Genomic DNA, 22,525 nt, shown 5'->3' with positions numbered 1-22,525 from the left:
AAGCTCAAAAGCTTGCTTGTATCACTTATTTTTCAACATTACGGATGAGTTTTCATGCTAAAAAAGCATTCTGTACTTTTCATTGCTCTGCTTAGCAGTGCGCATTTGTATGCCAATGTTCCTATTGAGTCGAGAGCTTTAAGCCAACAAATTGCTGACAATACAAATGCTTCGCCTGTTGCGACGAATTTAAATTGGGATTTAATCCAAAAGAACCAAAAGCTTGAAGAGGAAGTCCGAAAGTTGCGTGGTCAGCTTGAAGAGCATGAAAATGCAATTGACCAACTCAAAAAAGAGCTAGCAAATCGTTATACTGATTTAGATCAACGCTTAGAGTTGCTATCACAAAAAATCGATCCACCGGAAGAAAATACTGATCCAGAAAATGCTTCTAGTGAACCAACAACAAATACCACAAATCAGGTCGCTCCAGTAGCAAATACACAGCAGACAGCGCCAATCACACCAACACCTGTGCAAACACCAGTTGTTCAACCACAAGCAAACAATAGCGTAAATAACCAAATAGAGCTCGAAAAAGCTGCTTATACAGTTGCTTTAGATGCATACAAACAAGGCGGTGCTAAAAATGCGATCCAGCCTATGCAAAACTTCATCAAAAACCATCCAAATGGAATATATGTCGGGAATGCATATTTTTGGCTAGCAGAATTTTATTTGGCTGTAGAGCCTGTTGACTATAAAGCAGCTAAACAAAACTATAATATCGTTGCCACACGCTATCCAAACTCTGCCAAAGCACCACGGGCTGTTTATCAACTTTATAGTATTGCTAAAGAAGTCGATAAAAATGCAGCTTTAGCTGGTCAATATCGGACAAAGTTACTCACTCAATATCCACAGTCTGAAGAAGCAAAGTTTATTCAGAAAAAATAAAAATCAGTCAAAAAAGCCAGTTCAAATTGAACTGGCTTTTTTTATACCTAGATTAAACTTATTTAATCTTTGCATGTGATTTTAAGTATTCAGTGTAATCTTCTAATATCTGCTGACCGCGGAACTGTTGATATAGTTTTGTCAACTCAGTCAATTGTTCTTGTGGTAGCTCACTAGCAACATTCGCATTCACATTTGATACAGCTACGATAACCAATTCATTTGGTAATTTCGCAGTAGTTGCTGACCACATCCCTTCTTTCGTCGGAGCTGGAATACTGAAAGCCGCTCGTTCAATTGCACGTTTTAAACCTTGGGAACGAACAAATACGCCTGCATTTTCAAAAGTCACATTAGACTTTGCAACAACTTGCGCTGCTGGCTGTGTTTTAAAGTCTGCCAAAATTGTAGACATCTTCGTTTTCACAGCTTTATACGCTTTATCTTCAATAACTTTAGCTTTAACTTCAGCTGTCGCTTGAGCTAACGGCTTAATACCCGCTGGATGATAATCACGAACTTTGATCCAGATCGTATCACCATTTGCTAACTGAATATTTGATGACGCATTACGATCACCATTCTTCACATCATCACTAAAGATTTTAGCTTTAACATTTAAATCACTTAAATAAGGATTTTGCGTTGTCAAAGTTACACCTTTTGCTGATTCAACGCGTGCAGCTTTTACTTCTTGCACTACAGCATCGAGTGAATCGCCACCGACAACCATTTCATTTAAGTTATTGACAGTATCGCTGAATAAATTAGCTGATTTTGTTTTTTCAACTTCAGCTGTCAAACGCGCTTTTTCAGCTTCAAATGAAGGAATAGTCACTGTCTGTGTGTTTGCTTCGATAATGTGATAGCCATACTGAGTTTTCACAGGCTTTGAAACTTGACCATTTTTCAAAGCATTTACAGCATTATCAAAATCAGTAGAGAAAATACCAGGTGCATAAGCATCAACCAAACCGCCCTGATCTTTCGAACTCGGATCTTCAGAGAATTGAGCTGCTGCTTGAGCAAACGTCATGCCTGCTTGAATTTTCGCATAAACATCATTCGCAAGTTTTTGTGCAGCGGCAGCATCACGAGTATCAGTCGTAATTAAAATATGCTTCACTTCACGCTTAGCTTCTTTCTGCTGTTTTTCAACAAAAGCTTGATAGGCTTGCTTTAAATCTGCATCAGTTACAGCTAAGTTTGTTTGTGGCAACAATGATGGTGTTAAAACAACATAATCAACATCAACAGCAGCGACTTGCTTAAACTCACCTTTGTGCTTGTTGTAGTAATCTGTGATTTCCTGATTAGACGCAGTTAAGCCCTTCTTATAGTCATCCAGTTTGATGCTTGCTAGGTGCAAAGTACGTTGCTCAGTTTGCAAGTTAGCCAATTGTTGTAAATCAGACTTACTTACTAATGCATAGTCCATCAACGTTGATGAAATCATTTTCAATGCATGGTCTTGACGTAAGCTTGCAAGCAAACTTTGATTGGTCATGCCTACTGAACGTAAATAGTTTCCATAAAGTTGCTCAGAGAACTTCCCATTTTCTTGGAAGCTTGGTTGTTGAGCCAACATTTGTTCAAGTTGAGCATCGCTTAATGAAATACCTAACTTTTCAGCTTGCTGTTGCAATAAAGCACGCGTCACAAGCGCATCTAAAGCTTTGTTTTGAATAACGGGTAGATTTAAAAGTGACTCGTCACCTTTAACCATAGATAAATACTGATCTTTATAATTCTTGGTTGCACTTTCTAATTCTTTATTAGAAATATCTTGACCGTTGACAGATTTCGCAACGTCTGCCTTATTGCTACCACTAAAATATCCCTCAATACCTACAAGCGCTAAAGGAGTCAAAAACAAAACTAAAAGGACTTTGCCAAGCCAACCCTTAATGAGTGTACGAAAAGATTCCATAAGAATTCCAATATTTTATTTCGGAGCAATTTTAACTGAAAAATAAAAGCGAATGAATGCAGAATAAGGATCAAACTCACTTTTTCATTCATTAAATAAAAAACGCACCCGAAATGGTGCGTTTATTGATTTAAAAAGATTACGCAACTGAATCTTTTAAACCCTTACCTGGTTTGAAACTAGGTACTTTGCTTGCTTTAATTTGCAGCTCTTCACCAGTTTTTGGATTACGACCAGTACGTGCAGCACGTTCTTTAACGCTAAAAGTACCAAAACCAACTAAAGTAACCGTATCACCCTTTTTAAGTGCTTCAGTGATTGACGCAATCGTTGCATCGAGTGCCTTACCAGCATCCGACTTAGATACTCCCCCTTTTTCAGCAATCGCATCAATTAATTCTGATTTATTCATGATAAAAAATATCCTCTTAATATCGTTTGTTAAGATCCAAGGCTATAGTTTAAAAGGCCATGACGCCTTTATAGCAATGCTTTAGGGGAGAACGCAATACTAGAAAGGCCTTTTAGCAAAAATAAATACTGAAATACGACATAAACGGACGAGTGCCAACGATTTTTTTACTTTTTATTCAATTTGGCTTTTAACTGGTTATTTTCTTCAATTAAAGCGTCCACTTTAATGTGAAGTTGCACTAAAAGTTGCTCGATATGTTGAAGATCCTTTGGCGTCACTAAACCAATGCGATTTAAAGAGTGATTTACACCGGTATCTAAAATCTTTTCGACTTTATCTTTGGTATCTGTAACAGACTCTTTGGCTTTCTCAGTGACTTTACCAACTGTGTTATCCGCAAAATCAACTGTTTTTGATTCTAACTCTTCGCCGACCTTGACCAATGAGTCGAATAATTTATTTCCTTCCTCTTCAGCGCGAGAAAAAGCACCTAAACCAGCTAACCAAATTTGTTGTGTATACTTCTTGAAATCAAGCGCAGATTTTTTAGAACTCTTTGATTTTGTCTTAGTTTTTACCTCAGTTTCTTCACTCGAATTTTCTATATTTGAGTTATCCATAGAACCATGCTCCTAAGCACTTTACAAACAGTATGTCGTATTTAACCATAAAAATGTTTTTATAATATCAAAGTTAAGACTTGATCGTTTTAAAAAACTGTTCTACAAAGCAACAAAGTCATGTAAATTATTTTTAATAATTGAGCAAGGATGCTCAAGTTTACAGATTTGTGGTTTTATTGTTTGATTGGTAAGGAAAAAGAGACTTATGAGTTATACGCAACAAAGAAACAAGCACCCTCATTTGTTGCTAAACATTGTCATCATTGTTTTAGAGACTTTTTTCTCATTCATCCTAACCCATGATGCCGCTTTACGTTTGCAAGCAAAAAAATTTATTGAGCAAAAAATTACAATTCGCATCAATAGCTATATCCCTTTCTTTGATTTTTATATCCAATTTACTGACAAAGGCTTGTTGTTTGATATGAAAGCCTTAGATAGAAAAATTGATTTAGAGGTGAATAGCACACTAATTGATTTAGTTAAAATATTTGTGTTTAACAATCAACGCAGCATCACCAATATGCGTATCTTGGGTGATTCAACTTTATCTGAAGAGTTTTTAGACTTTATTCCACATCTAACATTAACCAGTATCTTCGCCAATTGGAGACAATGGTTTAATGCTTTTAATGACGAAGCAGAAGCAGTTGCATCTCAACAACGCATCGCACCGCTCTTGGATAAAATTGACCAACAACGTTCTGAAATCAATACTTTACTCGTTGAAGTAAAACAGTACCAAAATCGTATTCATCGCATGCAGAAACGTCAGCGTTTCATCAATATTTGCTTTGCTTTATTGAGCTTTATTTTTATTGGTTTTTTTGTTTATAATATGTGGATACAATAATTACAGTATATTTTACTTTTCACATTGATATTCGCAATTAAAAAACTTGACTATTTTAGTCGGAATTCATAAAATTTAGACATCTAGTCTAACCATGTGTATCGAATCATGCGCCTTACAACTCGCGGTCGTTACGCAGTGACTGCTCTACTTGATTTAGCTTTGCAGCCAACTGAACAAACGATCACGCTTGCGGAAATAGCAGCACGCCAATCCATCTCAGTCGCTTATTTAGAACAGTTATTCGCGAAACTTAAGCGTCATGGGTTAGTTTCAAGCGTTCGTGGTGCTAACGGTGGATATCATCTTGCACGCAATGCCGCTGAAATCACTGTGCTAGAAATTATCGAAGCTGTAAATGAAACTGTCGATGCGACGCGTTGTGACCATAAAGGCAACTGTCAAAATGGTGCAATGTGCTTGACGCATGACTTATGGCAAGAACTCTCCCACCATATTGCCGATTATCTCGCAAAAATCTCCCTTGCTGATCTGATTGCTCGTGACAACGTTCAAACAGTTGCACTACGCCAAAATTCAGTAAGTTTAGATTCAGCCCTTCTATCGGTTACAGGTATTTGACATGAAACGTCCAATTTATCTTGATTATGCAGCAACTACGCCAGTACTTCCTGAGGTTGCAGAGCGTATGATGGAATGCTTAACTTTCGAAGGTACATTTGGTAATCCAGCATCACGTTCACATGCGTATGGTTGGCAAGCTGAAGAGAAAGTTGAGTATGCTCGTGAACAAGTAGCAAACTTAATCAAAGCTGATCCGCGTGAAATCGTGTGGACTTCTGGCGCTACTGAATCTGACAACTTGGCGTTGAAAGGTATTGCTCAGTTCTATGGTTCAAAAGGCAAACACATCATTACAAGTAAAATCGAACATAAAGCTGTGTTAGATCCTTGCCGTGAACTTGAAGAACAAGGTTTTGAAATTACATATTTAGAGCCAGAACCACGTACTGGTTTAATTACTCCAGAAATGGTTCAAGCTGCTTTGCGTCCAGATACGATTCTTGTATCACTCATGATGGTGAACAATGAAATCGGTACAGTAACTGACGTTGCTGCAATTGGCGAACTCACTCGTGCAAATAAAACATTCTTGCATGTAGATGCCGCACAAGCGGCGGGTAAAGTTGAAATTGATCTTTCAACAATGAAAATTGATTTGATGAGTTTTTCAGGTCATAAAATTTATGGTCCTAAAGGGATTGGTGCACTTTACGTTCGCCGTAGCCCTCGTGTTCGTTTAAAAGCTCAAATGCACGGTGGTGGTCATGAACGTGGTATGCGTTCTGGTACTCTAGCGACACATCAAATCGTTGGCATGGGTGAAGCTTTTGAAATTGCTGGCAAAACAATGCAAGCAGAACAAGAGCGTCTTCGCCTCTTGCGTGACAAACTTTGGAATGGTTTCCAAGATCTTGAGCAAGTGTTCTTGAATGGTCACCCTACTCAAAACGTTGCAAACTATCTCAATGTCAGCTTCAACTTCGTTGAAGGTGAATCATTGATGATGGCACTAAAAGACCTTGCCGTTTCAAGCGGTTCAGCATGTACTTCTGCAACTTTAGAACCATCATATGTGTTACGTGCTTTAGGTTTATCTGATGAGCTAGCACACAGCTCGATCCGTTTCAGTTTTGGTAAATATACGACTGAAGCAGATATTGACCATGTGTTAACACTTACCAAGGCTGCTGTTGAGAAACTTCGTGAACTTTCTCCGCTTTGGGATATGTATAAAGAAGGTATTGACCTTTCAACAGTTGAATGGGCTGAACACTAAATTCATTGTAGTTTTAATTAACTCTTCATTGAAAACAGTGTTTTAACCCTCATATTTAATATTAGGCTGACCCCGAGGTTTGGAGAAGCGACATGGCTTATAGCGAAAAGGTAATTGATCATTACGAAAACCCTCGTAATGTAGGTATTTTAGATAAAAATGCAGAAAACGTTGGTACAGGTATGGTCGGTGCACCAGCTTGTGGTGATGTGATGCGTTTACAAATTCAAGTCGATGACAATGGCGTAATTGAAGAAGCTCGCTTCAAAACTTATGGCTGTGGTTCTGCGATTGCATCAAGTTCTCTTGTAACTGAATGGTTAAAAGGTAAGACACTTGATGAAGCTCAAGCAATCAAAAACATTGATATTGCAACTGAGCTTGCGCTTCCTCCAGTAAAAGTACACTGCTCTGTATTGGCTGAAGATGCGATTAAAGCTGCGATCGAAGACTATCGCGGTAAAAAAGCAAAAGCTTAATTGATTACCGAACAAAATTGGAGTTTTCATGATCAATTTAACTGAAAATGCTGCGACTCACATCAGCAATTACCTACAAAACCGAGGTAAGGGTGAAGGCATTCGTGTTGGTGTGAAAACTTCGGGTTGTTCTGGATTGGCTTACGTACTTGAGTTCGTCGATGATGTCGACACACATGATCAAATGTTTGAACAATTCGGTGTTAAAGTTTTCGTTGATCCAAAAAGCCTAGTTTATCTCGATGGTTTAGAGATGGACTATGTTAAAAACGGTCTCAATGAAGGTTTTGAATTTAACAACCCAAATCAAAAAGGTGAATGTGGTTGTGGTGAATCATTTACTGTTTAATCCACTCCCACCCTCTTTCTTTTCGTCAAAACAGTGTGTTCCGCACTGTTTTAACGTATTTATCAATAGCGGAATTCATCTCCCATGAATCATTTTGAGTTGTTCCAATTACCCGAAGCACTCGATATAGATTTAGCAGCTTTAAAAAAACAATTTTTAAGTTTGCAACAGCAATATCACCCTGACAAAGCAACTGACAAAGATCAAGCACTGATTAAGTCAAGCGAAATCAACCAAGCCTTCAAAGTGCTTTCACAAGTTGACAGCCGTGCTGCATATTTACTTGGTTTAAAGAAACAAGACCACCATCTTGACCAATCCATTAGCGATTTTGAGTTCTTACAATCTGCACTTGAAATGCGTGAACAATTGGATGAAGCAACTTCTTCAGCACAATTGCACACATTAAAAGTTGAAGTGCAACAATGGATTGATGGTCTAGTACGTGAGTTTAAAATTGATTTTGCGGACGAAGATTGGGCTGAAGCACGTGATACTGTTCGTAAACTGCGTTTTTTCCAACGTGTTATGAATGATATTGATAAGGCTGAAGATCGCATACTAGATGAAGAAGAAAGCTTCGATCTAGATGATGATTTTTAATCCGCTATTACCAATTATTTTCAAGGGATACCTCACGCATGGCACTTTTGCAAATTGCTGAACCTGGTCAATCGACTGCCCCGCATGAACATCGTATTGCGATTGGCATTGACTTAGGAACAACCCACTCTTTAGTGGCGACAGTGCTATCGGGAAAACCGAAAGTTCTACAAGATGACAAAGATCGCGTTTTATTGCCATCTATTGTTCACTATGCAAAGGATTCAACAACGTTTGGCTATGAGGCCAAACCGTTTATGATGACTGACCCAAAAAACACTGTCGTTTCTGTAAAACGCTATATGGGTCGTTCACAAGCAGATATTAAATTTCAACATCCTTATACACTTGTTGGCGCAGAAAATGAGATGCCAGCATTTGAAACTGCTGCTGGTCGTAAAACGCCTGTTGAAATTTCAGCTGAGATTTTAAAACAACTTAAAGATCGTGCTGAAGCAAGTTTAAACAATTCTGTAAATGGTGCAGTCATTACAGTTCCTGCTTACTTCGATGAAGCACAACGTCAAGCAACGCGTGATGCAGCTCAACTTGCTGGTTTAAACGTTTTACGCTTATTAAATGAACCTACAGCCGCTGCGGTTGCCTATGGTTTGGATCAAGAAACCAATCTAAGCACTGATCGCAACTATGTGATTTATGATTTAGGTGGTGGTACATTTGATGTATCTATCCTACGTTTTTCACAAGGCGTATTTGAGGTTTTAGCGACAGGTGGACACACTGCGTTAGGTGGCGATGATCTTGACCGTTTAATCGTAAAATGGGCAAAGAAACAGCTAAATATCGATACATTAAGTGATGAAGAATACGCTGTCTTTGTTATTGCTGCTCGCCAAGCCAAAGAACATTTAACAGATCATGAATCTGCTGAATTAAAACTATTGGATGACCGTCTTTCTTTAGACCGTGCTACATTTGAATCAATTATTCAAGTTGCTCTTGATAAAACGATTAGTGTTTGCAAACGCGTATTACGTGATGCAAAACTTGAACTTGATGATATTGAGCATGTTGTTTTAGTCGGTGGTTCAACCCGTTCTTACGCAGTTCAAAAAGTAGTACGTGAGCTATTTAAGCGTGAGCCATTATGTACAATTAATCCAGATGAAGTTGTCGCGATCGGTGCTTCTATTACAGCAAATCAACTGATTGGCAACAGCCAAGACGGTTCATTATTGCTTGATGTTACTCCACTGTCACTTGGCTTAGAAACCATGGGTGGTTTAGTTGAACGCTTAATCTCACGTAACACAGCAATTCCGGTTGCTCGCCGCCAAGAATTCACCACTTATCAAGATGGTCAAACAGCAATGTTAATCCATGTGGTACAAGGTGAACGTGATTTAGTAGAACATTGTCGCTCATTGGGTCGCTTTGTATTACACGGTATTCCGCCAATGACAGCGGGTCAAGCACGCATCGAAGTGACATTCCAAGTTGATGCTGATGGCTTGCTTACAGTATCCGCAAAAGAAACCACTTCTGGCGTGCAAGCACAGATTGATATCAAACCATCTTATGGTTTATCAACTGCGGATACTGAACGTTTACTAGTAGAAGGTTTCCAGCATGCAGAGGAAGATAAACATCTTCGTCATTTGCAAGAAACTAAAGTTGAAGCTGAACGCGAGCTAGAAGCTTTAGAACAAGCATTAAAAGCCGATACTGATCTACTTTCTCAGCAACAAGCACGAGATCTTATTTTAGCCGCAGAAGCATTGAAAGCTCGACTTAAAACTAATGAACTAGAGGCTATTGAACGTGCTGTTCAGGAGCTTAAAGTTCATAGCGATGCTTTTGCAGCGCTTCGTATGAATCGACATATTGACCATGCCTTAAAAGGTACAAAACTTGAAGATTGGTCAAACTCAAATTAAAGGTATAGGTGATCAATATGCCACGTATTAAAGTTCTTCCTCATGCTCAAATTTGCCCTGAAGGTGCAGAATTTGAAGTCGAAAAGAATGCCAATTTATGCCAAAGCTTACTTAAGCAAGGTATTAAAATTGAACATGCTTGTGATATGTCTGCGGCATGTACGACCTGCCATGTGGTTGTCCGCAAAGGTTTTGACAGCCTTGAAGAAATGAATGACGTAGAAGCTGATTTACTTGATCGTGCTTGGGGTTTAGAGCCTGACTCTCGCCTATCTTGCCAAGTTGAAATTGTTGATGAAGATTTAGAAATCGAAATTCCTAAATACACCATTAACCATGCTTCGGAAAACCACTAAGCCTATATTCGCTTAGTTATAAAAAAACTCCTCATATTTGAGGAGTTTTTTATTCAATAAATAAATCCAAATTATTGTCTAATCTCATCATCAAGCGTTAATTTTGGAATGCCCTGAGCATTAGTAATTTTTTGCTGAGTTTTAATACGCTGGATCATTTTCTCCAAAATTTCGACCAATTCTGGATATTCATAGTTCTGTACTTCTTCTAAGTTCAGCACTAAATGGAAGCCTTTATATTCAAAATCAAACCATTTTTGAGTGTCTGACTTCTTACCAGTGAACTTCTCCATAACCTGCCAAGTTTTAACAGGACCTTGAATCCCTTTTAAATAGATCGGTACTTTAGGAACACAAAGAAATTCATTTTTAATGAGCTGATGCGTATCATCAGCAATCAGAATTTCATCAACTTCTGCTGCCGATTGTAAGCGTGCAGCGAGATTCACATCACGCCCAACAATGGTATAAGCCATACGATGTGAAGCACCGTAGTTTCCAACGTGGCAGTATCCAGTACTTACACCCATACGGATATGTAATGCAGGATAACCCATCTTCTTCCAACGTTCACGTAAGAGCTTCATTTGCTGACGCATCGCAATCGCCATTTCTACACAAGATTTTGCATCTTGCTCAACACCTTGCGAGTTTGGATCACCAAAAAAGATCAGAATCGCATCACCCATGAACTTATCGACAGTCGCTTCATACTGCTTCGCTATCTCTGTCATATGACTGAGATAATCATTGAGTAAGAAAGCTAAATCGTCTGGGATTAGTGTTTCTGAAAGCTCAGTGAAACCTTGAATATCTGAAAAGAAGATTGTTAATTTTTTACGCTTATATTCAATCTTTGCTTCGGCCTCACCACGCATAATCGACTGCCATAATTGCAGTGGTGCATATCGACTCAACTGATTCGCGAAAGCAATATAACGCGTCATTTGGTTATGATAATGCTGACGTTGCTGACCAAGAATATTGATACGACGATGCTGATAGTAGTTTCCAATCACAATAAACATCATCAAACCCAGTAAACTGACGACGGTCAGCTCTGGATTCGTTGGCTCAAAATATTCTTCTGCGCCAAAAATGAAGAATGTACAGAAATAGAAAGTTAAAACACCGATTAGCCCAATCAAACAAGCAACAGGTAATGTGATTTTATTATTGAGACCAACGTAAAGTAATGCAAATAAGATTGTAAATGTTGGAACTAAACTTAAATGCAACCCAGCTAAAACGATTGCAACAATGACTGCTTCACAAGCAAAGAGAACATTTTTTTCTGTGTTTTTATCAAATTTGTACTGTAACCACTTTTCTAACTTTGGACAAAACAGAAAAAAACAAATAATAGAGGAAGGATGTAAAGTTGATGGTTAGCACTTGAAGAGGTAAATGTATAAATTACCAATATCAGCGACAGTATCGAATATCCCATCAGCCGATGAAAATATGCGAACTGTCTAGGTTCTTTATCAATCAACCTATCTAGTGGCACCCTTAGCTCCTTCCTTATTATAGAAGACTGTTTTTTATTCTGTTGTCTAAATCAGTCCATACGCCAATCAAATGGCATATCGCCTTGACCACGTAGTGCAAGCATCAAAGTCTGGCGCATATGAGCAAGAACATCACTGCTATAAGGTACAGCTGGAGTTCCCCAAACTGGCTTCGGCCAAGCAACATCATTTTGGTAACGCACAACATGATGAAAATGAAGTTGAGGTACAACGTTACCTAAAGCTGCAACATTCATCTTATCTGCACGGAACACACGTGAAAGTTGGCTTGATAACCAGCTTGATTCACGCAAAAACTGCTCTTGATCTGCTTGGCTAAGTTCATATAACTCAGTGATTCCTGGTACACGCGGTACAAGAATCAACCAAGGAAATTGCATATCATTCATTAAACGACATGTTGAAAGCGGAAAGTCGCCTACAAAAAATGTATCTTGAGCAAGTTGTGGATGCAAACTAAACATATCTTTATAAATGATGCAGAATAATGATGATCAATACTATCACATCAGTTTTGATGTGAATATTATTAGTAACCTGTTTGATTACAAATAACAATGATTTTCCTCATTTATTACATATACATCAGACCAAAGGACTATTCATTGGCTAAAGACCACACATCTTGATCATTTAAGCAGCAAAAATATACTTTTCCACTAACTATGTAATTCAGTAAGAAGCTTATTCAGCAAATCAACAATAAATTGGATGCGTTTATCATACTCAGCCAATTGCACCATGACTTTTAAGCGCTGACCGCCCTCCATACGATAGTAGGTTGGATTCTTTTGCATGAGTTGAATAATGCTAATCGCTTGCACTGGGGTGTCTGGTGCAAACTCAATGTAGCCACCATTACTATTGATATCAATTTTGGTGATACCTAATTGCTCTGCTCTCAAACGGACTTGATGCACACTGAATAATTGCTTCACTGGTTGAGGCGGAATACCAAAACGGTCTATCAATTCCATACGGATATTATCTAGCTTCTCTTGTGTATCGGTATTACTAATGCGCTTATAAAAGAGTAAACGCTGATGTACATCACCCAAATAATCGTCAGGAATCAGTGCTGGCATATGCAGATTGATTTCAGCAGTCAGTGACAATGGTGCATCAAAGTTTGGTGTTTTACCTTTTTGAATCGCTTTGGTCGCCTTTTCCAACATTTCCATATACAAGCTATAGCCAATTGCCTGCATTGAACCACTTTGTTGTTCACCAAGTAACTCACCTGCGCCACGAATTTCTAAATCTTCGGTCGCCAGCATGAAACCAGCGCCCAAAGTAGAAGCACGTTGAATTGCATCTAAACGTTTTTCAGCATCACCTTTGAGATGTTTAATGGATGGAACCAATAAATAAGCATAGGCTTGGTGATGTGAACGTCCAACACGACCGCGTAGTTGATGCAATTGCGCCAAACCGAGTTTGTCAGCACGTTCAATTAAAATGGTATTGGCATTCGGAACATCAATACCTGTTTCAATAATCGTTGAGCAGACCAAGACATTGTATTCTTTATGATAGAACTGTTGCATCACTTGCTCAAGTTCACGTTCACGCATCTGACCATGTGCAACTGCAACACGCGCTTCAGGCACAAGGTTGCGAATGTTTTCCGCTGCTCGTTCAATCGTATCGACTTCATTATGTAAGAAATACACCTGACCGCCACGTAACAACTCACGCAGAATCGCCTCTTTCACAGAATCATCTGTATGCTCTTGTACAAATGTTTTTACTGCTAAGCGACGTGCAGGTGGGGTTGCAATAATCGATAAATCACGCATTCCTGAGAATGCCATATTTAAAGTACGCGGAATCGGGGTAGCAGTAAGCGTGAGCATATCGACATCTGCACGTAGTGCTTTGATGCGTTCTTTATCTCGAACACCAAAACGATGTTCTTCATCAACAATCATCAAACCCAAATTTTTAAACTGAATGCTTTCTTGCAGAATCTTATGTGTTCCAATCACTATATCGACTTTGCCTTCTGCCAAATCTTCGATGGTTTTCAAATGCGTTTTATTGCTACCAAAACGAGAAAGTACTTCAATACGAACCGCGGTATCGGCAAAACGATCTTTGAATGATTCATAATGTTGCTGCGCTAAAAGTGTGGTTGGAACAAGTACAGCGACTTGTTTGCCATTTTGCACCGCAACAAAGGCAGCGCGCATTGCTACTTCAGTTTTACCAAAGCCAACATCACCACAGACCAAACGATCCATCGGTTTGGCAAGTTGCATGTCATGCAAAGTTGCTTCAATCGCATTGGCTTGATCCAGTGTTTCTTCATAGGCAAAACCACTGGAAAACTGCATATAACCAGTATGATCTAACTTAAATGCAAAACCAGGTTTAGATTGACGGCGAGCTTGAATATGCAACAGCTCCGCAGCAACATCATGAATTTGTTCAAGCGCTTTGCGTTTTGCTTTGCTCCACGTATCCGTACCTAGTTTATGTAATGGTGCAAGGTCTGGATCACCACCGCTGTATCGACTGATCAGATGTAAGTTTGTCACAGGCACATAAACTTTTGCACCATCGGCATAATCGAGCTGCAAAAACTCGTGATCTTGCTGATCAATTGCTAATGTAACCAGACCTGCATAACGCCCAACACCATGATCAATATGTACTACAGGCGCACCGATACTCAGCTCAGTTAAACTGCGAATTAAAAACTCTTCTGAAACTTCTTGTTGGCGTTTTCGGCGGCGTTGTACCACACGATGCTCATAAAGTTGGTTTTCAGAAATAACAGATAATTGACCTGTGAGCAGCAAACCACGATCTAAAGGTGCACTGGTTATTGCAACTTGTAATTGATCTTTTTGGAATTGTGCAAAACTTTCTACATTCTGAATTTCCCCCAATACAGAACGTAGTGCATCTTTTAAGGTCTCACGACGACCAGCACTCTCGGCGACGAGTAAAACAGGATGCTTAGCTTGATCGATATAATGTTTGACTGCTTCAAAAGGTTGCTCTTTTTTGGGATCAACTGCTAATTTGGGTGGTTGTTCAGCAGCAAAATTCAACACACCTGATTTGACATCAAATGCGTCTGCAGAGGCTAAAATACGAGGAAATTGGTTGAGTGCCTGCAATACGTGATTCGGCATTAAAAATAAATCTTCTGGCGGAAGAATCGGTTGATCAATATTATGACGACGATCTTCATATCGACGCACAACTTCTTTCCAGAAATTAATCAGCTCATCTTCAATTTCATTATTTGTAATGACAACGCAATTCTTTGGTAGGTACGTCATAAGCGTACTTTGTGATTCCATCAATTTCTTATCGAAAAATAATGGTAGATAAAATTCTAAACCAGGGGTTGCAATCCCCTCTAGCACATCCTGATAAATTGGATTTTTCTTTGGATTGGCAGTTGGGAAGCTTTCAGCATAGCGATCTCGAAATGTAGAGCGTCCTTCTTTAAGTGGAAATTCTTTTGCAGGTAAAACAGTGAAGTTTTTTAGAGATTCCGTAGTACGTTGCGTTTCTGGATCAAAGAATTTTAAGCTCTCAATTTCATCATCAAACAAGTCGATACGAATCGGCTGGTCTTGTCCAGATGCGTAGATGTCCATAATACTGCCACGAACTGCAAACTCACCATGATCATAAACCGTATCAACCAAGCGATAACCCGCTTGTACCAGTTGCTTTTTCTGTGTTTCTAAATCAAGCTTTTGACCGACTTTAATATCAAAGTGTTCGCCCACAACCCACGAATATGGTGCTACACGTTGCGCTAAAGTACTTGCAGCAATCAGCAAAATGCCCTTTTGTGGCATATTGGAAAGAAGTGCCAAACGCTCAGACACAATATCCTGATGTGGAGACAAACGGTCATAAGGCAAAATTTCCCAATCAGGAAAAATCGTTGGCTTGATGCCATAGAACTCAAGTTCACTTTCAAGTTGAGCAAGGTGCTGATTATTTCTTGCGACAATCACATATAAATTAGAATTCTGCGTAGCAATTTCTTTAAATAATAGTGCTGCTGATGATCCGAGTAATGAACCAATCCAGCGTTTTTCGCCCGCTTTGAATTGTTGTAAGTTTAATTGAGAGATTTCTTGTTGAAACATAGAGAAAATCATGCAATCTAAAAAGATAAGTACCCTATTTTAGCATGATGTTTTTTAGTTGCAGTAGAAAATCAGTTTCATTTAAAAGCTTTAAATATGCTTAGGCTATTTTATTTTTGCATCACTCTATTTAGTAACCCCCTTATCCTTTATTTAGATGTGACATTTACATACTTGAATTTCGCTATCAATAAAACAAATAACAAGTAGAACAAAGCTATCGCTAATCAATCAAATACAATATAAAAAGCACCTCAATCAAATTATGCGAGGTGCTTTACTAATCATTAAGATGCAAATTTTGCATTTGGGAAGAAACGTCCTTCAACAATGTCATAGCACCATTGGAAGATAAACGTATACACCAAAATACACATCGTTAAACCAAAATCTAAAATCAAAGCTTCAATGAACGACATATTCATCATATAAGCAATAATTGGAATGGTTGCGAGCATCAAACCGCCCTCAAACCCAATCGCATGAAGAATACGTATACGAATCGTTCTTTGCCATTGATATTTATGTTCTATTTTTTCGAAATAGTGGTTAAAGATCATATTCCAGATAACTGAAATGACTGCCATGATTGTACCTAAAATACCTGTAACTTCTAATGGCATATTAAAAATAAAACTTAACGCAATTGCGATGATGACCAATAAAATCACTTCATAGCTAATCGCATGAACGAGTCTTCTTTTGGAAATCAACATTTTTAAACACTCTCTTGTTTGGATATTATGCATTTTATTTTTATAATTTTGATTAATCCAATCAGGTTCTTTCAGTTTTTTTGACAGATGAATATAAATCAAGAACAACTTCTCATGTTTCAAACCGTCATTGAAACAGGTTCATTCTCTGCTGCTGCACGTAAGCTAGGCAAAGTCCCTTCAGCAGTAAGTATGTCCATCGCCAATTTAGAAATCGACCTCGATCTAAACTTATTTGAGCGTATTGGACGTGAACCAAAACCAACAGATGAAGCATGGGCTTTATATGAGAAAACACAGCAATTACTGATTGAAATGAATCAGTGGAAGCAACATGCTCATGCTTTAAGTACGGGTTTAGAATCTACACTTAATATTGTGGTGGTTTCTGAGTTACTGCATACCAATTGGACAGATTACATCACCCTACTTGAGCAACATTTCCCGAGTCTTGCAATTAATATCGTGTCTGCACCTCAAGAAGATGCTTTGCAAATGTTGCTCGATCAGTCCGCACAACTCGCACTGATGTTTGAGAGAGAGCACTTGGACAGCCGCGAACAATTTGTTGAATTAAAACGAGAAGCTCTCGTTCCTGTTGTTTCAAATATTCATCCGCTTGCACAACTTCAAGAAGTTTCTTTTGAACAAATGATTCAAACTCGACAAATCGTAGTCGCGAGTCGTGATAATACAATTAAGCCAGAATTACTTTATTCTAAAGATTATTGGCGCACCGATAATCATCATTCTGCATGCATGATGATTGTCCGAAATTTGGGTTGGGGTGTTTTACCTTTAGAAATGTTTAATGAAAACCCCGAATTGAAAAAGAAATTAAAAATTTTGGAACTTTATGATTTCACGCCTAAGTTTGAATACTACGTCGATCTTGTTTGGAGTCGTGAAAGCGGACTTGGTGCGGCAGCGAGATTTCTGATTAAACATATCAGAACTCAACGTCAACAAACGAATAAATAAAAAGCATTCTATTGCATAAATAAATGCGGCAATGCCATGCTTTGATTTCACACAGTTTATGTTATAAAGAAGTTATCCGTAATTTTGTTTATTAAGAACGCTATATCAATGACTGAAACTGCATTACACCAATTAAAGAATCTAACAACTGTTGTAGCTGATAGTAGCGACCTAGAAGCGATTGAAAAATTTCGTCCTCTTGATGCAACTACCAATCCCTCATTGATTACTGCCGCAGCAGAGCAGCCAGGGAGCAAACAGCTGATTGAAGATGCTTATACACAAGCAAAACAGGAAGGCTATCAAAGTGATGCGCTGATTGAGCGTACCATTGATATTTTAACAGTCAAATTTGGCGTTGAAATTTTAAAACTAATTGATGGCCGAGTTTCAACAGAGGTTGATGCTTCTCTTTCTTATAATACTGAGGCAACAATTGCCAAAGCGCGTGAGCTTTCTAAACTCTATCAAGGCTATGGCATTGCTCAGTCACGTATTTTGATCAAGATCGCTTCGACATGGGAAGGTATTCAAGCAGCAAAAGTACTTGAAGCGGAAGGTATTCCTTGCAACCTCACTTTGTTATTTGGTTTACATCAAGCTCAAGCTTGCGCAGATGCGAAAATCACTCTGATTTCCCCATTTGTTGGTCGTATCTTAGATTGGTATAAAAAAGCTGAAGGTGTTGAGCAATATCCAATTGAAAAAGATCCTGGTGTACTGTCTGTTAAGCAGATCTATAATTATTACAAACAGCAAGGTATTCAAACTCAAGTGATGGGCGCAAGTTTCCGTAGTACGGCGCAAGTTCTAGGTTTAGCAGGTTGTGATTTATTGACAATTGCACCAAGCCTGTTGTCACAGCTGGAACAAGATCAACAGCCTGTTAAAGCTCAGTTGTCAGCTGAAGTGGCACAACAAGCTGAAAAAATCGAACGCCCAGCTCAAACCAAAGAAAGTTTCAAAGCTGAACTTGAACAAGATTTGATGGCATTCCAATTGCTACAAGGCGGAATCGATGGCTTTATCAAAGCACGTGATCAACTCAGTTTATTGCTACGCCAATCTTTTGGTATTGATGCTGAAATCAAAGCATAATTAGTCGAATTTTCACCTATAAAAACCGATTTTTGCTATATTAGCGAAAATCGGTTTTTTAATGAGTTTAACGTGTTCGGCATAACAGATTTAACCACGTATATTATTGGTACAATCTTGATCGTGTTATTACCCGGACCTAACTCTATATATGTGATGTCAGTGGCTTCACGTTACGGTATTCGAACAGGTTATGCCGCTGCTTGTGGCGTATTTACAGGCGATTTTATCTTAATTATTTGTACTGTATTAGGCGCAGCTTCACTATTAAAAGCATTTCCGATTTTATTTATCGTTTTAAAATTATCTGGTGCCTGTTACCTCGCATATTTAGGCTTTAAGTTATTGCAAAGTGCTTTTCAAACATGGAGTCGACCAACGCAACGTGCTGAAATGGCTGATTTACCACAATTAGATAAAGTTCATCCTTACCGTACAGCACTTAGCATTAGCCTGCTTAACCCCAAGGCAATTTTATTCTTCCTTTCTTTTTTTGTTCAATTCGTAGAACCCAATTACGCTTACCCTGCATTAAGTTTTTTAATCTTAGCAATAATTCTACAAATCATTAGCTTTAGTTATTTAACCGCTTTAATTTTTTCAGGTGTAAAGCTTGCCAACTTCTTTAAACATAATTACAAACTCGCAGCTAGTGGTATTTGTTTAGTCGGGCTTTTATTTTTTGGATTTGGTTTAAGACTTGCAACTTCAACCATTTCTTAGTTTTAATTTTGCAGAGATGATCAGTTTATTCAATCGCCTAAATACTTCGATTCATTTGTGATTAACGATATACTTTTCAACAAATTTTAATCAAGTTTAGATGCATAGATGCAACGTCTCCTTCAAGATTTCTCGATTCCCGCGGTTTTTGCTGGCTTTATTACTTTTCTTATCGGAATTAGTGTTTCAGCCGTACTGGTGATCCAAGGTGCCCAATCTTTGGGTGCAAATACTGCTCAAATTAATTCTTGGTTTTGGGCGCTTGGGCTTGCAATTGGTCTATCTGGATTAATTTTATCTTGGAAATATAAATATCCTGTTGCAACCGCATGGTCAACGCCTGGTATTGCCTTGATTATTGCATCTACGGGACATTACGACTTATATGAAGCCATAGGTGCTTTTCTTATTTGTGGAGTCGCAATTGCTATCGTTGGCTTTTCAGGCATTTTCCAGAAATTATTGGCTCATATTCCTCAAAGCCTGACCTGTGCAATGCTAGCGGGTATCTTATTAAAATTTGGAATACAAATTTTCAGCAGTTTAGAAACGCAGCTTGGTTTTATTTTAAGTATGTTAGTGATCTATCTTGTATCAAAGCGTTTATTCCCACGTTACAGTATTGTTCTTACTGTTATTTTAGGGGCTATCATTTGCCCTCTATTCATTGATTTTGAACTTCATGCAATCACATGGTCTTTGACACAACCTGTGTGGATGCAACCTTCATTTTCTTGGTCTGCCATTCTTGGACTTGCTTTACCGTTGTTTGTAATCAATATGACTTCACAAAATTTACCAGGTATTGCAATGATTCAAAGTTATGGTTATCAACCACATGTGAATCAACTGGTTGGTTGGACGGGTATTGCACACACTGTTTTTGCTCCTTTTGGCTGTTTTTCCGTTAATTTAGCAGCTATCAGCGCAGCGGTAAGTTTAGATGACCAAGTACATCCTGATCCAAGCAAACGTTATATCGCAGGGATTAGTTGTGGTTTGTTTTATATTTTAATGGGGCTTTTTGCCGCGACTCTAGTTAGTCTACTGATGTCGTTCCCACAAATTTTTATTGTCGCACTTGCAGGAATTGCCTTATTTGCAACAATTAGCCACAACGTAGCAGTCGCATTTTCAAATGTCGAAGAACGTGAAGCAGCATTACTTACCTTCCTATGTAGTGCTTCTGGCATTCAATTTTGGGGAATTGGCTCAGCATTTTGGGGATTATTGCTTGGAATTTTCGTACTGATCTTATTTCGATTTAAAGCAAAAAATAAGCCTTAGAGATTAAGGCTTATTTAGAAAATACGCTCTATTTACCTTCCAAATCCTTCTGCGCCTCTTCATCATTTAAGATACGACCAGCTTGTTTGGGGCGTAATAAAGGTGAGGTTGGGCGAGGATGACTATGTGAATATTGTAAACCTACTCCCGCATAAACATCATCTGCGGCAATTTCTGTCTCAAAACGCTCTTCATCACGCTCACGAATTTCATCACTAATCCGTTTGACTTCATCTTCATCAACACCAAGACGCTCCAAAATCACGCCACCAAATTTGATTGCGGATTCAAAGGTCTCACGAATCATATAATCCACTTTTTGTTTCACCAAGTGCAAAGAATGTTCACGATCATATGAGCGAACTAATAGCTTTGCTAAAGGAAATTCATGTGTAACCAGTTCTACGATACGATTGGTTGTTTCTTTGCTATCGACACAGACAACAATTGCTTCAGCTGTTGAAGCACCTGACGCATGTAAAATATCTAAACGACATCCGTCACCATAATAGATTTTAAAACCAAACTTTTCTGCGTTTTGGATCATATCAATGTCATTATCGATAATGGTGACATCAACACCTCTGGCCAATAATAACTGACTGGCTACCTGCCCGAAACGACCAAAGCCGATCAACAAAATACGACCACTTAGTCCCTCAGCAACATTGACATTTTCCAACGAAACTTCGTTTTTACTTTGAGTAAATCGTTTAAATACCACACCAAGAATCGGTGTTAGCACCATTGATAAAACCACAATTGCTGTCAAATTTGACTTAACTGTATTATCAATCACCTGAGCACTCACAGCCGCGGCAAAAAGTACAAAAGCGAACTCACCACCCTGCGCCATCAATAAAGCTCGATCTAAAGCTTCTGTATGCGAACTTTTGGTCATACGTGCAACAACATAAATCATCAAGGCTTTGGCAAACATCATGGCCAAAACGCCACTTACGATCAGCTGCCAGTTCTGTTGTACCACAGATAAATCTAAAGACATCCCCACACCAAGGAAAAATAGTCCTAATAAAATGCCTCTGAATGGCTCAATATCTGCTTCAATCTGATGTCTAAAGGTTGACTCTGATAACAACACACCTGCAAGGAAAGCGCCCATCGCCATCGACAAACCACTGACCTGCATTAACAATGCTGCACCTAATACGACTAAAAGTGCGGCGGCTGTCATCACCTCCCGCGCTTTAGCTGCTGCCAAGAGTCTGAATAGTGGATTCAGTAGCCAATAACCCGCAGCGATTAAACCTGCGATAGCAATTAAACCAATCCCAATATTTTCTAAGCGCGCTGATGTAGTTTCGACCACATGATTTGGTGCCATGAATGCAACAATCGCCAATAACGGAACAATCAGTAAATCTTCGAATAAAAGTATTGCAACAACTTTTTGTCCATGCGGTTGTGCAATATCACCACGATCACCCAATAGCTGCATCACAATTGCAGTTGAGGTTAAAACGAAACCAGCCGCCCCAATAAATGCAACTTGCCATTGAAAACCAAAGAGTAAGCCGACACCTGTTAAAACCAAAGCACAAGCAACAATCTGTAATGTGCCTAAACCAAAGATTTCACGTCTAAGACTCCATAAATGTGACGGTTGCATTTCTAAGCCAATCACAAATAGATACATCACGATACCAAGTTCCGCAATATGTAAAATCGAAGTAGAATCATGAAAAAAAGCAAAACCAAATGGGCCAATGATAAGGCCTGCAATTAAATATCCTAATACGGACCCTAATCCAATACGCTTAAAAATGGGTACGGCGATAACAGCCGCAGCTAATAAAACTACAGGCGCAATTAAACTGATTGAGTGTGCCTCTGAACTCATAC

20 protein-coding genes and 1 pseudogene are annotated in these 22,525 nt (G+C 38.7%); 13 read left to right on the top strand and 8 right to left on the bottom strand.

Features of this window, described 5'->3' with window-relative positions:
- The first annotated feature begins 54 nt into the window (after nt 1-54).
- Nucleotides 55-897: a YbgF trimerization domain-containing protein gene (locus ACT4_RS05040; protein ID WP_004878744.1), complete on the top strand. Its 843-nt coding sequence runs from the start codon at nt 55-57 to the stop codon at nt 895-897.
- 58 nt (nt 898-955) lie between these two features.
- Here ACT4_RS05040 and ACT4_RS05035 read toward each other — a convergent pair whose 3' ends face one another.
- From ACT4_RS05035 to ACT4_RS05025, 3 genes are all read right to left on the bottom strand, one after another.
- Nucleotides 956-2,827 (bottom strand): SurA N-terminal domain-containing protein, encoded by a 1,872-nt coding sequence (locus ACT4_RS05035; protein WP_007480234.1) that lies wholly within the window; start codon nt 2,825-2,827, stop codon nt 956-958.
- A 139-nt stretch (nt 2,828-2,966) separates the two neighbouring features.
- Nucleotides 2,967-3,239: an HU family DNA-binding protein gene (locus ACT4_RS05030; RefSeq protein WP_004878739.1), complete on the bottom strand. Its 273-nt coding sequence runs from the start codon at nt 3,237-3,239 to the stop codon at nt 2,967-2,969.
- Nucleotides 3,240-3,406: 167 nt separating this feature from the next.
- Entirely contained in the window at nt 3,407-3,862 is a 456-nt protein-coding gene (locus tag ACT4_RS05025) for a phasin family protein (protein ID WP_007480233.1), read from the bottom strand.
- 208 nt (nt 3,863-4,070) lie between these two features.
- On the opposite strand from ACT4_RS05025, the gene ACT4_RS05020 reads away from it, so the two are divergent.
- From ACT4_RS05020 to fdx, 8 genes are all read left to right on the top strand, one after another.
- On the top strand, nt 4,071-4,718 hold the full coding sequence (locus tag ACT4_RS05020; protein WP_004878737.1) for a hypothetical protein: 648 nt from the start codon (nt 4,071-4,073) through the stop codon (nt 4,716-4,718).
- A gap of 108 nt (nt 4,719-4,826) precedes the next feature.
- A complete protein-coding gene (locus ACT4_RS05015; RefSeq protein ID WP_007480232.1) occupies nt 4,827-5,300 on the top strand; it encodes an Rrf2 family transcriptional regulator in 474 nt (157 codons plus the stop codon).
- 1 nt (nt 5,301) lies between these two features.
- A complete protein-coding gene (locus ACT4_RS05010; protein ID WP_004878733.1) occupies nt 5,302-6,519 on the top strand; it encodes an IscS subfamily cysteine desulfurase in 1,218 nt (405 codons plus the stop codon).
- Between the two features lie 92 nt (nt 6,520-6,611).
- Complete coding sequence (gene iscU / locus ACT4_RS05005) at nt 6,612-6,998, top strand: Fe-S cluster assembly scaffold IscU (RefSeq protein ID WP_004878732.1); 387 nt, start codon at nt 6,612-6,614, stop codon at nt 6,996-6,998.
- A gap of 28 nt (nt 6,999-7,026) precedes the next feature.
- Nucleotides 7,027-7,347, top strand: a complete 321-nt coding sequence (gene iscA, locus ACT4_RS05000) for an iron-sulfur cluster assembly protein IscA (RefSeq protein WP_004878730.1) — start codon at nt 7,027-7,029, stop codon at nt 7,345-7,347.
- Nucleotides 7,348-7,431: 84 nt separating this feature from the next.
- Nucleotides 7,432-7,950 carry a Fe-S protein assembly co-chaperone HscB gene (gene hscB, locus ACT4_RS04995; RefSeq protein ID WP_004878728.1) on the top strand — a complete coding sequence of 173 codons (519 nt, stop codon included), beginning with the start codon at nt 7,432-7,434 and terminating at the stop codon, nt 7,948-7,950.
- A gap of 38 nt (nt 7,951-7,988) precedes the next feature.
- Complete coding sequence (hscA, locus tag ACT4_RS04990) at nt 7,989-9,848, top strand: Fe-S protein assembly chaperone HscA (RefSeq protein WP_007480231.1); 1,860 nt, start codon at nt 7,989-7,991, stop codon at nt 9,846-9,848.
- A 17-nt stretch (nt 9,849-9,865) separates the two neighbouring features.
- The gene (gene fdx / locus ACT4_RS04985; protein ID WP_007480230.1) at nt 9,866-10,204 is read left to right on the top strand and encodes an ISC system 2Fe-2S type ferredoxin; all 339 of its coding nucleotides are present in this window, start codon (nt 9,866-9,868) and stop codon (nt 10,202-10,204) included.
- A gap of 71 nt (nt 10,205-10,275) precedes the next feature.
- Here the strand turns inward: fdx and ACT4_RS04980 are convergent.
- The 4 genes and pseudogenes from ACT4_RS04980 to aceI all read right to left on the bottom strand — a co-directional run bounded on the left by ACT4_RS04980 (nt 10,276) and on the right by aceI (nt 16,573).
- Nucleotides 10,276-11,714, bottom strand: a pseudogene (locus ACT4_RS04980) (adenylate/guanylate cyclase domain-containing protein).
- A 51-nt stretch (nt 11,715-11,765) separates the two neighbouring features.
- Nucleotides 11,766-12,200 (bottom strand): HIT domain-containing protein, encoded by a 435-nt coding sequence (locus ACT4_RS04975; protein ID WP_004878720.1) that lies wholly within the window; start codon nt 12,198-12,200, stop codon nt 11,766-11,768.
- Nucleotides 12,201-12,395: 195 nt separating this feature from the next.
- Nucleotides 12,396-15,857 carry a transcription-repair coupling factor gene (gene mfd, locus ACT4_RS04970; RefSeq protein ID WP_034604632.1) on the bottom strand — a complete coding sequence of 1,154 codons (3,462 nt, stop codon included), beginning with the start codon at nt 15,855-15,857 and terminating at the stop codon, nt 12,396-12,398.
- A 287-nt stretch (nt 15,858-16,144) separates the two neighbouring features.
- Nucleotides 16,145-16,573, bottom strand: coding sequence for a chlorhexidine efflux PACE transporter AceI (gene aceI, locus ACT4_RS04965; RefSeq protein WP_007480227.1), 429 nt, complete (start codon nt 16,571-16,573; stop codon nt 16,145-16,147).
- Between the two features lie 87 nt (nt 16,574-16,660).
- Between aceI and ACT4_RS04960 the strand changes: the two genes are divergently transcribed.
- The 4 genes from ACT4_RS04960 to ACT4_RS04945 all read left to right on the top strand — a co-directional run bounded on the left by ACT4_RS04960 (nt 16,661) and on the right by ACT4_RS04945 (nt 20,662).
- On the top strand, nt 16,661-17,554 hold the full coding sequence (locus ACT4_RS04960) for a LysR family transcriptional regulator (protein ID WP_007480226.1): 894 nt from the start codon (nt 16,661-16,663) through the stop codon (nt 17,552-17,554).
- Nucleotides 17,555-17,662: 108 nt separating this feature from the next.
- A complete protein-coding gene (gene tal / locus ACT4_RS04955) occupies nt 17,663-18,652 on the top strand; it encodes a transaldolase (RefSeq protein ID WP_007480225.1) in 990 nt (329 codons plus the stop codon).
- Nucleotides 18,653-18,724: 72 nt separating this feature from the next.
- A complete protein-coding gene (leuE, locus tag ACT4_RS04950; protein WP_007480224.1) occupies nt 18,725-19,375 on the top strand; it encodes a leucine efflux protein LeuE in 651 nt (216 codons plus the stop codon).
- A gap of 108 nt (nt 19,376-19,483) precedes the next feature.
- Nucleotides 19,484-20,662, top strand: coding sequence for a benzoate/H(+) symporter BenE family transporter (locus ACT4_RS04945; RefSeq protein WP_007480223.1), 1,179 nt, complete (start codon nt 19,484-19,486; stop codon nt 20,660-20,662).
- Between the two features lie 28 nt (nt 20,663-20,690).
- Here ACT4_RS04945 and ACT4_RS04940 read toward each other — a convergent pair whose 3' ends face one another.
- Nucleotides 20,691-22,523 carry a monovalent cation:proton antiporter-2 (CPA2) family protein gene (locus ACT4_RS04940; protein WP_007480222.1) on the bottom strand — a complete coding sequence of 611 codons (1,833 nt, stop codon included), beginning with the start codon at nt 22,521-22,523 and terminating at the stop codon, nt 20,691-20,693.
- Between the last annotated feature and the right edge of the window lie 2 nt (nt 22,524-22,525).

Source organism: Acinetobacter sp. NBRC 100985 (genome assembly GCF_000241225.1).
In the GTDB taxonomy this organism is placed as follows: Bacteria; Pseudomonadota; Gammaproteobacteria; order Pseudomonadales; family Moraxellaceae; genus Acinetobacter; species Acinetobacter venetianus.
The sequence above is the reverse complement of the archived record's forward strand: the minus strand, read 5'-3'. Positions and strand labels throughout refer to the sequence as shown.

Excerpts from the sequence above, each read along its gene's own strand:
- tal (WP_007480225.1), top strand. The coding sequence starts at position 17,663 with ATGACTGAAACTGCATTACACCAATTAAAGAATCTAACAACTGTTGTA.
- ACT4_RS05015 (WP_007480232.1), top strand. The coding sequence starts at position 4,827 with ATGCGCCTTACAACTCGCGGTCGTTACGCAGTGACTGCTCTACTTGAT.
- ACT4_RS05035 (WP_007480234.1), bottom strand. The coding sequence starts at position 2,827 with ATGGAATCTTTTCGTACACTCATTAAGGGTTGGCTTGGCAAAGTCCTT.
- ACT4_RS05040 (WP_004878744.1), top strand. The coding sequence starts at position 55 with ATGCTAAAAAAGCATTCTGTACTTTTCATTGCTCTGCTTAGCAGTGCG.
- ACT4_RS04975 (WP_004878720.1), bottom strand. The coding sequence starts at position 12,200 with ATGTTTAGTTTGCATCCACAACTTGCTCAAGATACATTTTTTGTAGGC.
- hscA (WP_007480231.1), top strand. The coding sequence starts at position 7,989 with ATGGCACTTTTGCAAATTGCTGAACCTGGTCAATCGACTGCCCCGCAT.
- ACT4_RS05010 (WP_004878733.1), top strand. The coding sequence starts at position 5,302 with ATGAAACGTCCAATTTATCTTGATTATGCAGCAACTACGCCAGTACTT.
- ACT4_RS04940 (WP_007480222.1), bottom strand. The coding sequence starts at position 22,523 with ATGAGTTCAGAGGCACACTCAATCAGTTTAATTGCGCCTGTAGTTTTA.
- mfd (WP_034604632.1), bottom strand. The coding sequence starts at position 15,857 with ATGTTTCAACAAGAAATCTCTCAATTAAACTTACAACAATTCAAAGCG.
- ACT4_RS05030 (WP_004878739.1), bottom strand. The coding sequence starts at position 3,239 with ATGAATAAATCAGAATTAATTGATGCGATTGCTGAAAAAGGGGGAGTA.
- fdx (WP_007480230.1), top strand. The coding sequence starts at position 9,866 with ATGCCACGTATTAAAGTTCTTCCTCATGCTCAAATTTGCCCTGAAGGT.
- ACT4_RS05025 (WP_007480233.1), bottom strand. The coding sequence starts at position 3,862 with ATGGATAACTCAAATATAGAAAATTCGAGTGAAGAAACTGAGGTAAAA.
- iscU (WP_004878732.1), top strand. The coding sequence starts at position 6,612 with ATGGCTTATAGCGAAAAGGTAATTGATCATTACGAAAACCCTCGTAAT.
- ACT4_RS04960 (WP_007480226.1), top strand. The coding sequence starts at position 16,661 with ATGAATATAAATCAAGAACAACTTCTCATGTTTCAAACCGTCATTGAA.
- aceI (WP_007480227.1), bottom strand. The coding sequence starts at position 16,573 with ATGTTGATTTCCAAAAGAAGACTCGTTCATGCGATTAGCTATGAAGTG.
- ACT4_RS05020 (WP_004878737.1), top strand. The coding sequence starts at position 4,071 with ATGAGTTATACGCAACAAAGAAACAAGCACCCTCATTTGTTGCTAAAC.
- iscA (WP_004878730.1), top strand. The coding sequence starts at position 7,027 with ATGATCAATTTAACTGAAAATGCTGCGACTCACATCAGCAATTACCTA.
- hscB (WP_004878728.1), top strand. The coding sequence starts at position 7,432 with ATGAATCATTTTGAGTTGTTCCAATTACCCGAAGCACTCGATATAGAT.
- ACT4_RS04945 (WP_007480223.1), top strand. The coding sequence starts at position 19,484 with ATGCAACGTCTCCTTCAAGATTTCTCGATTCCCGCGGTTTTTGCTGGC.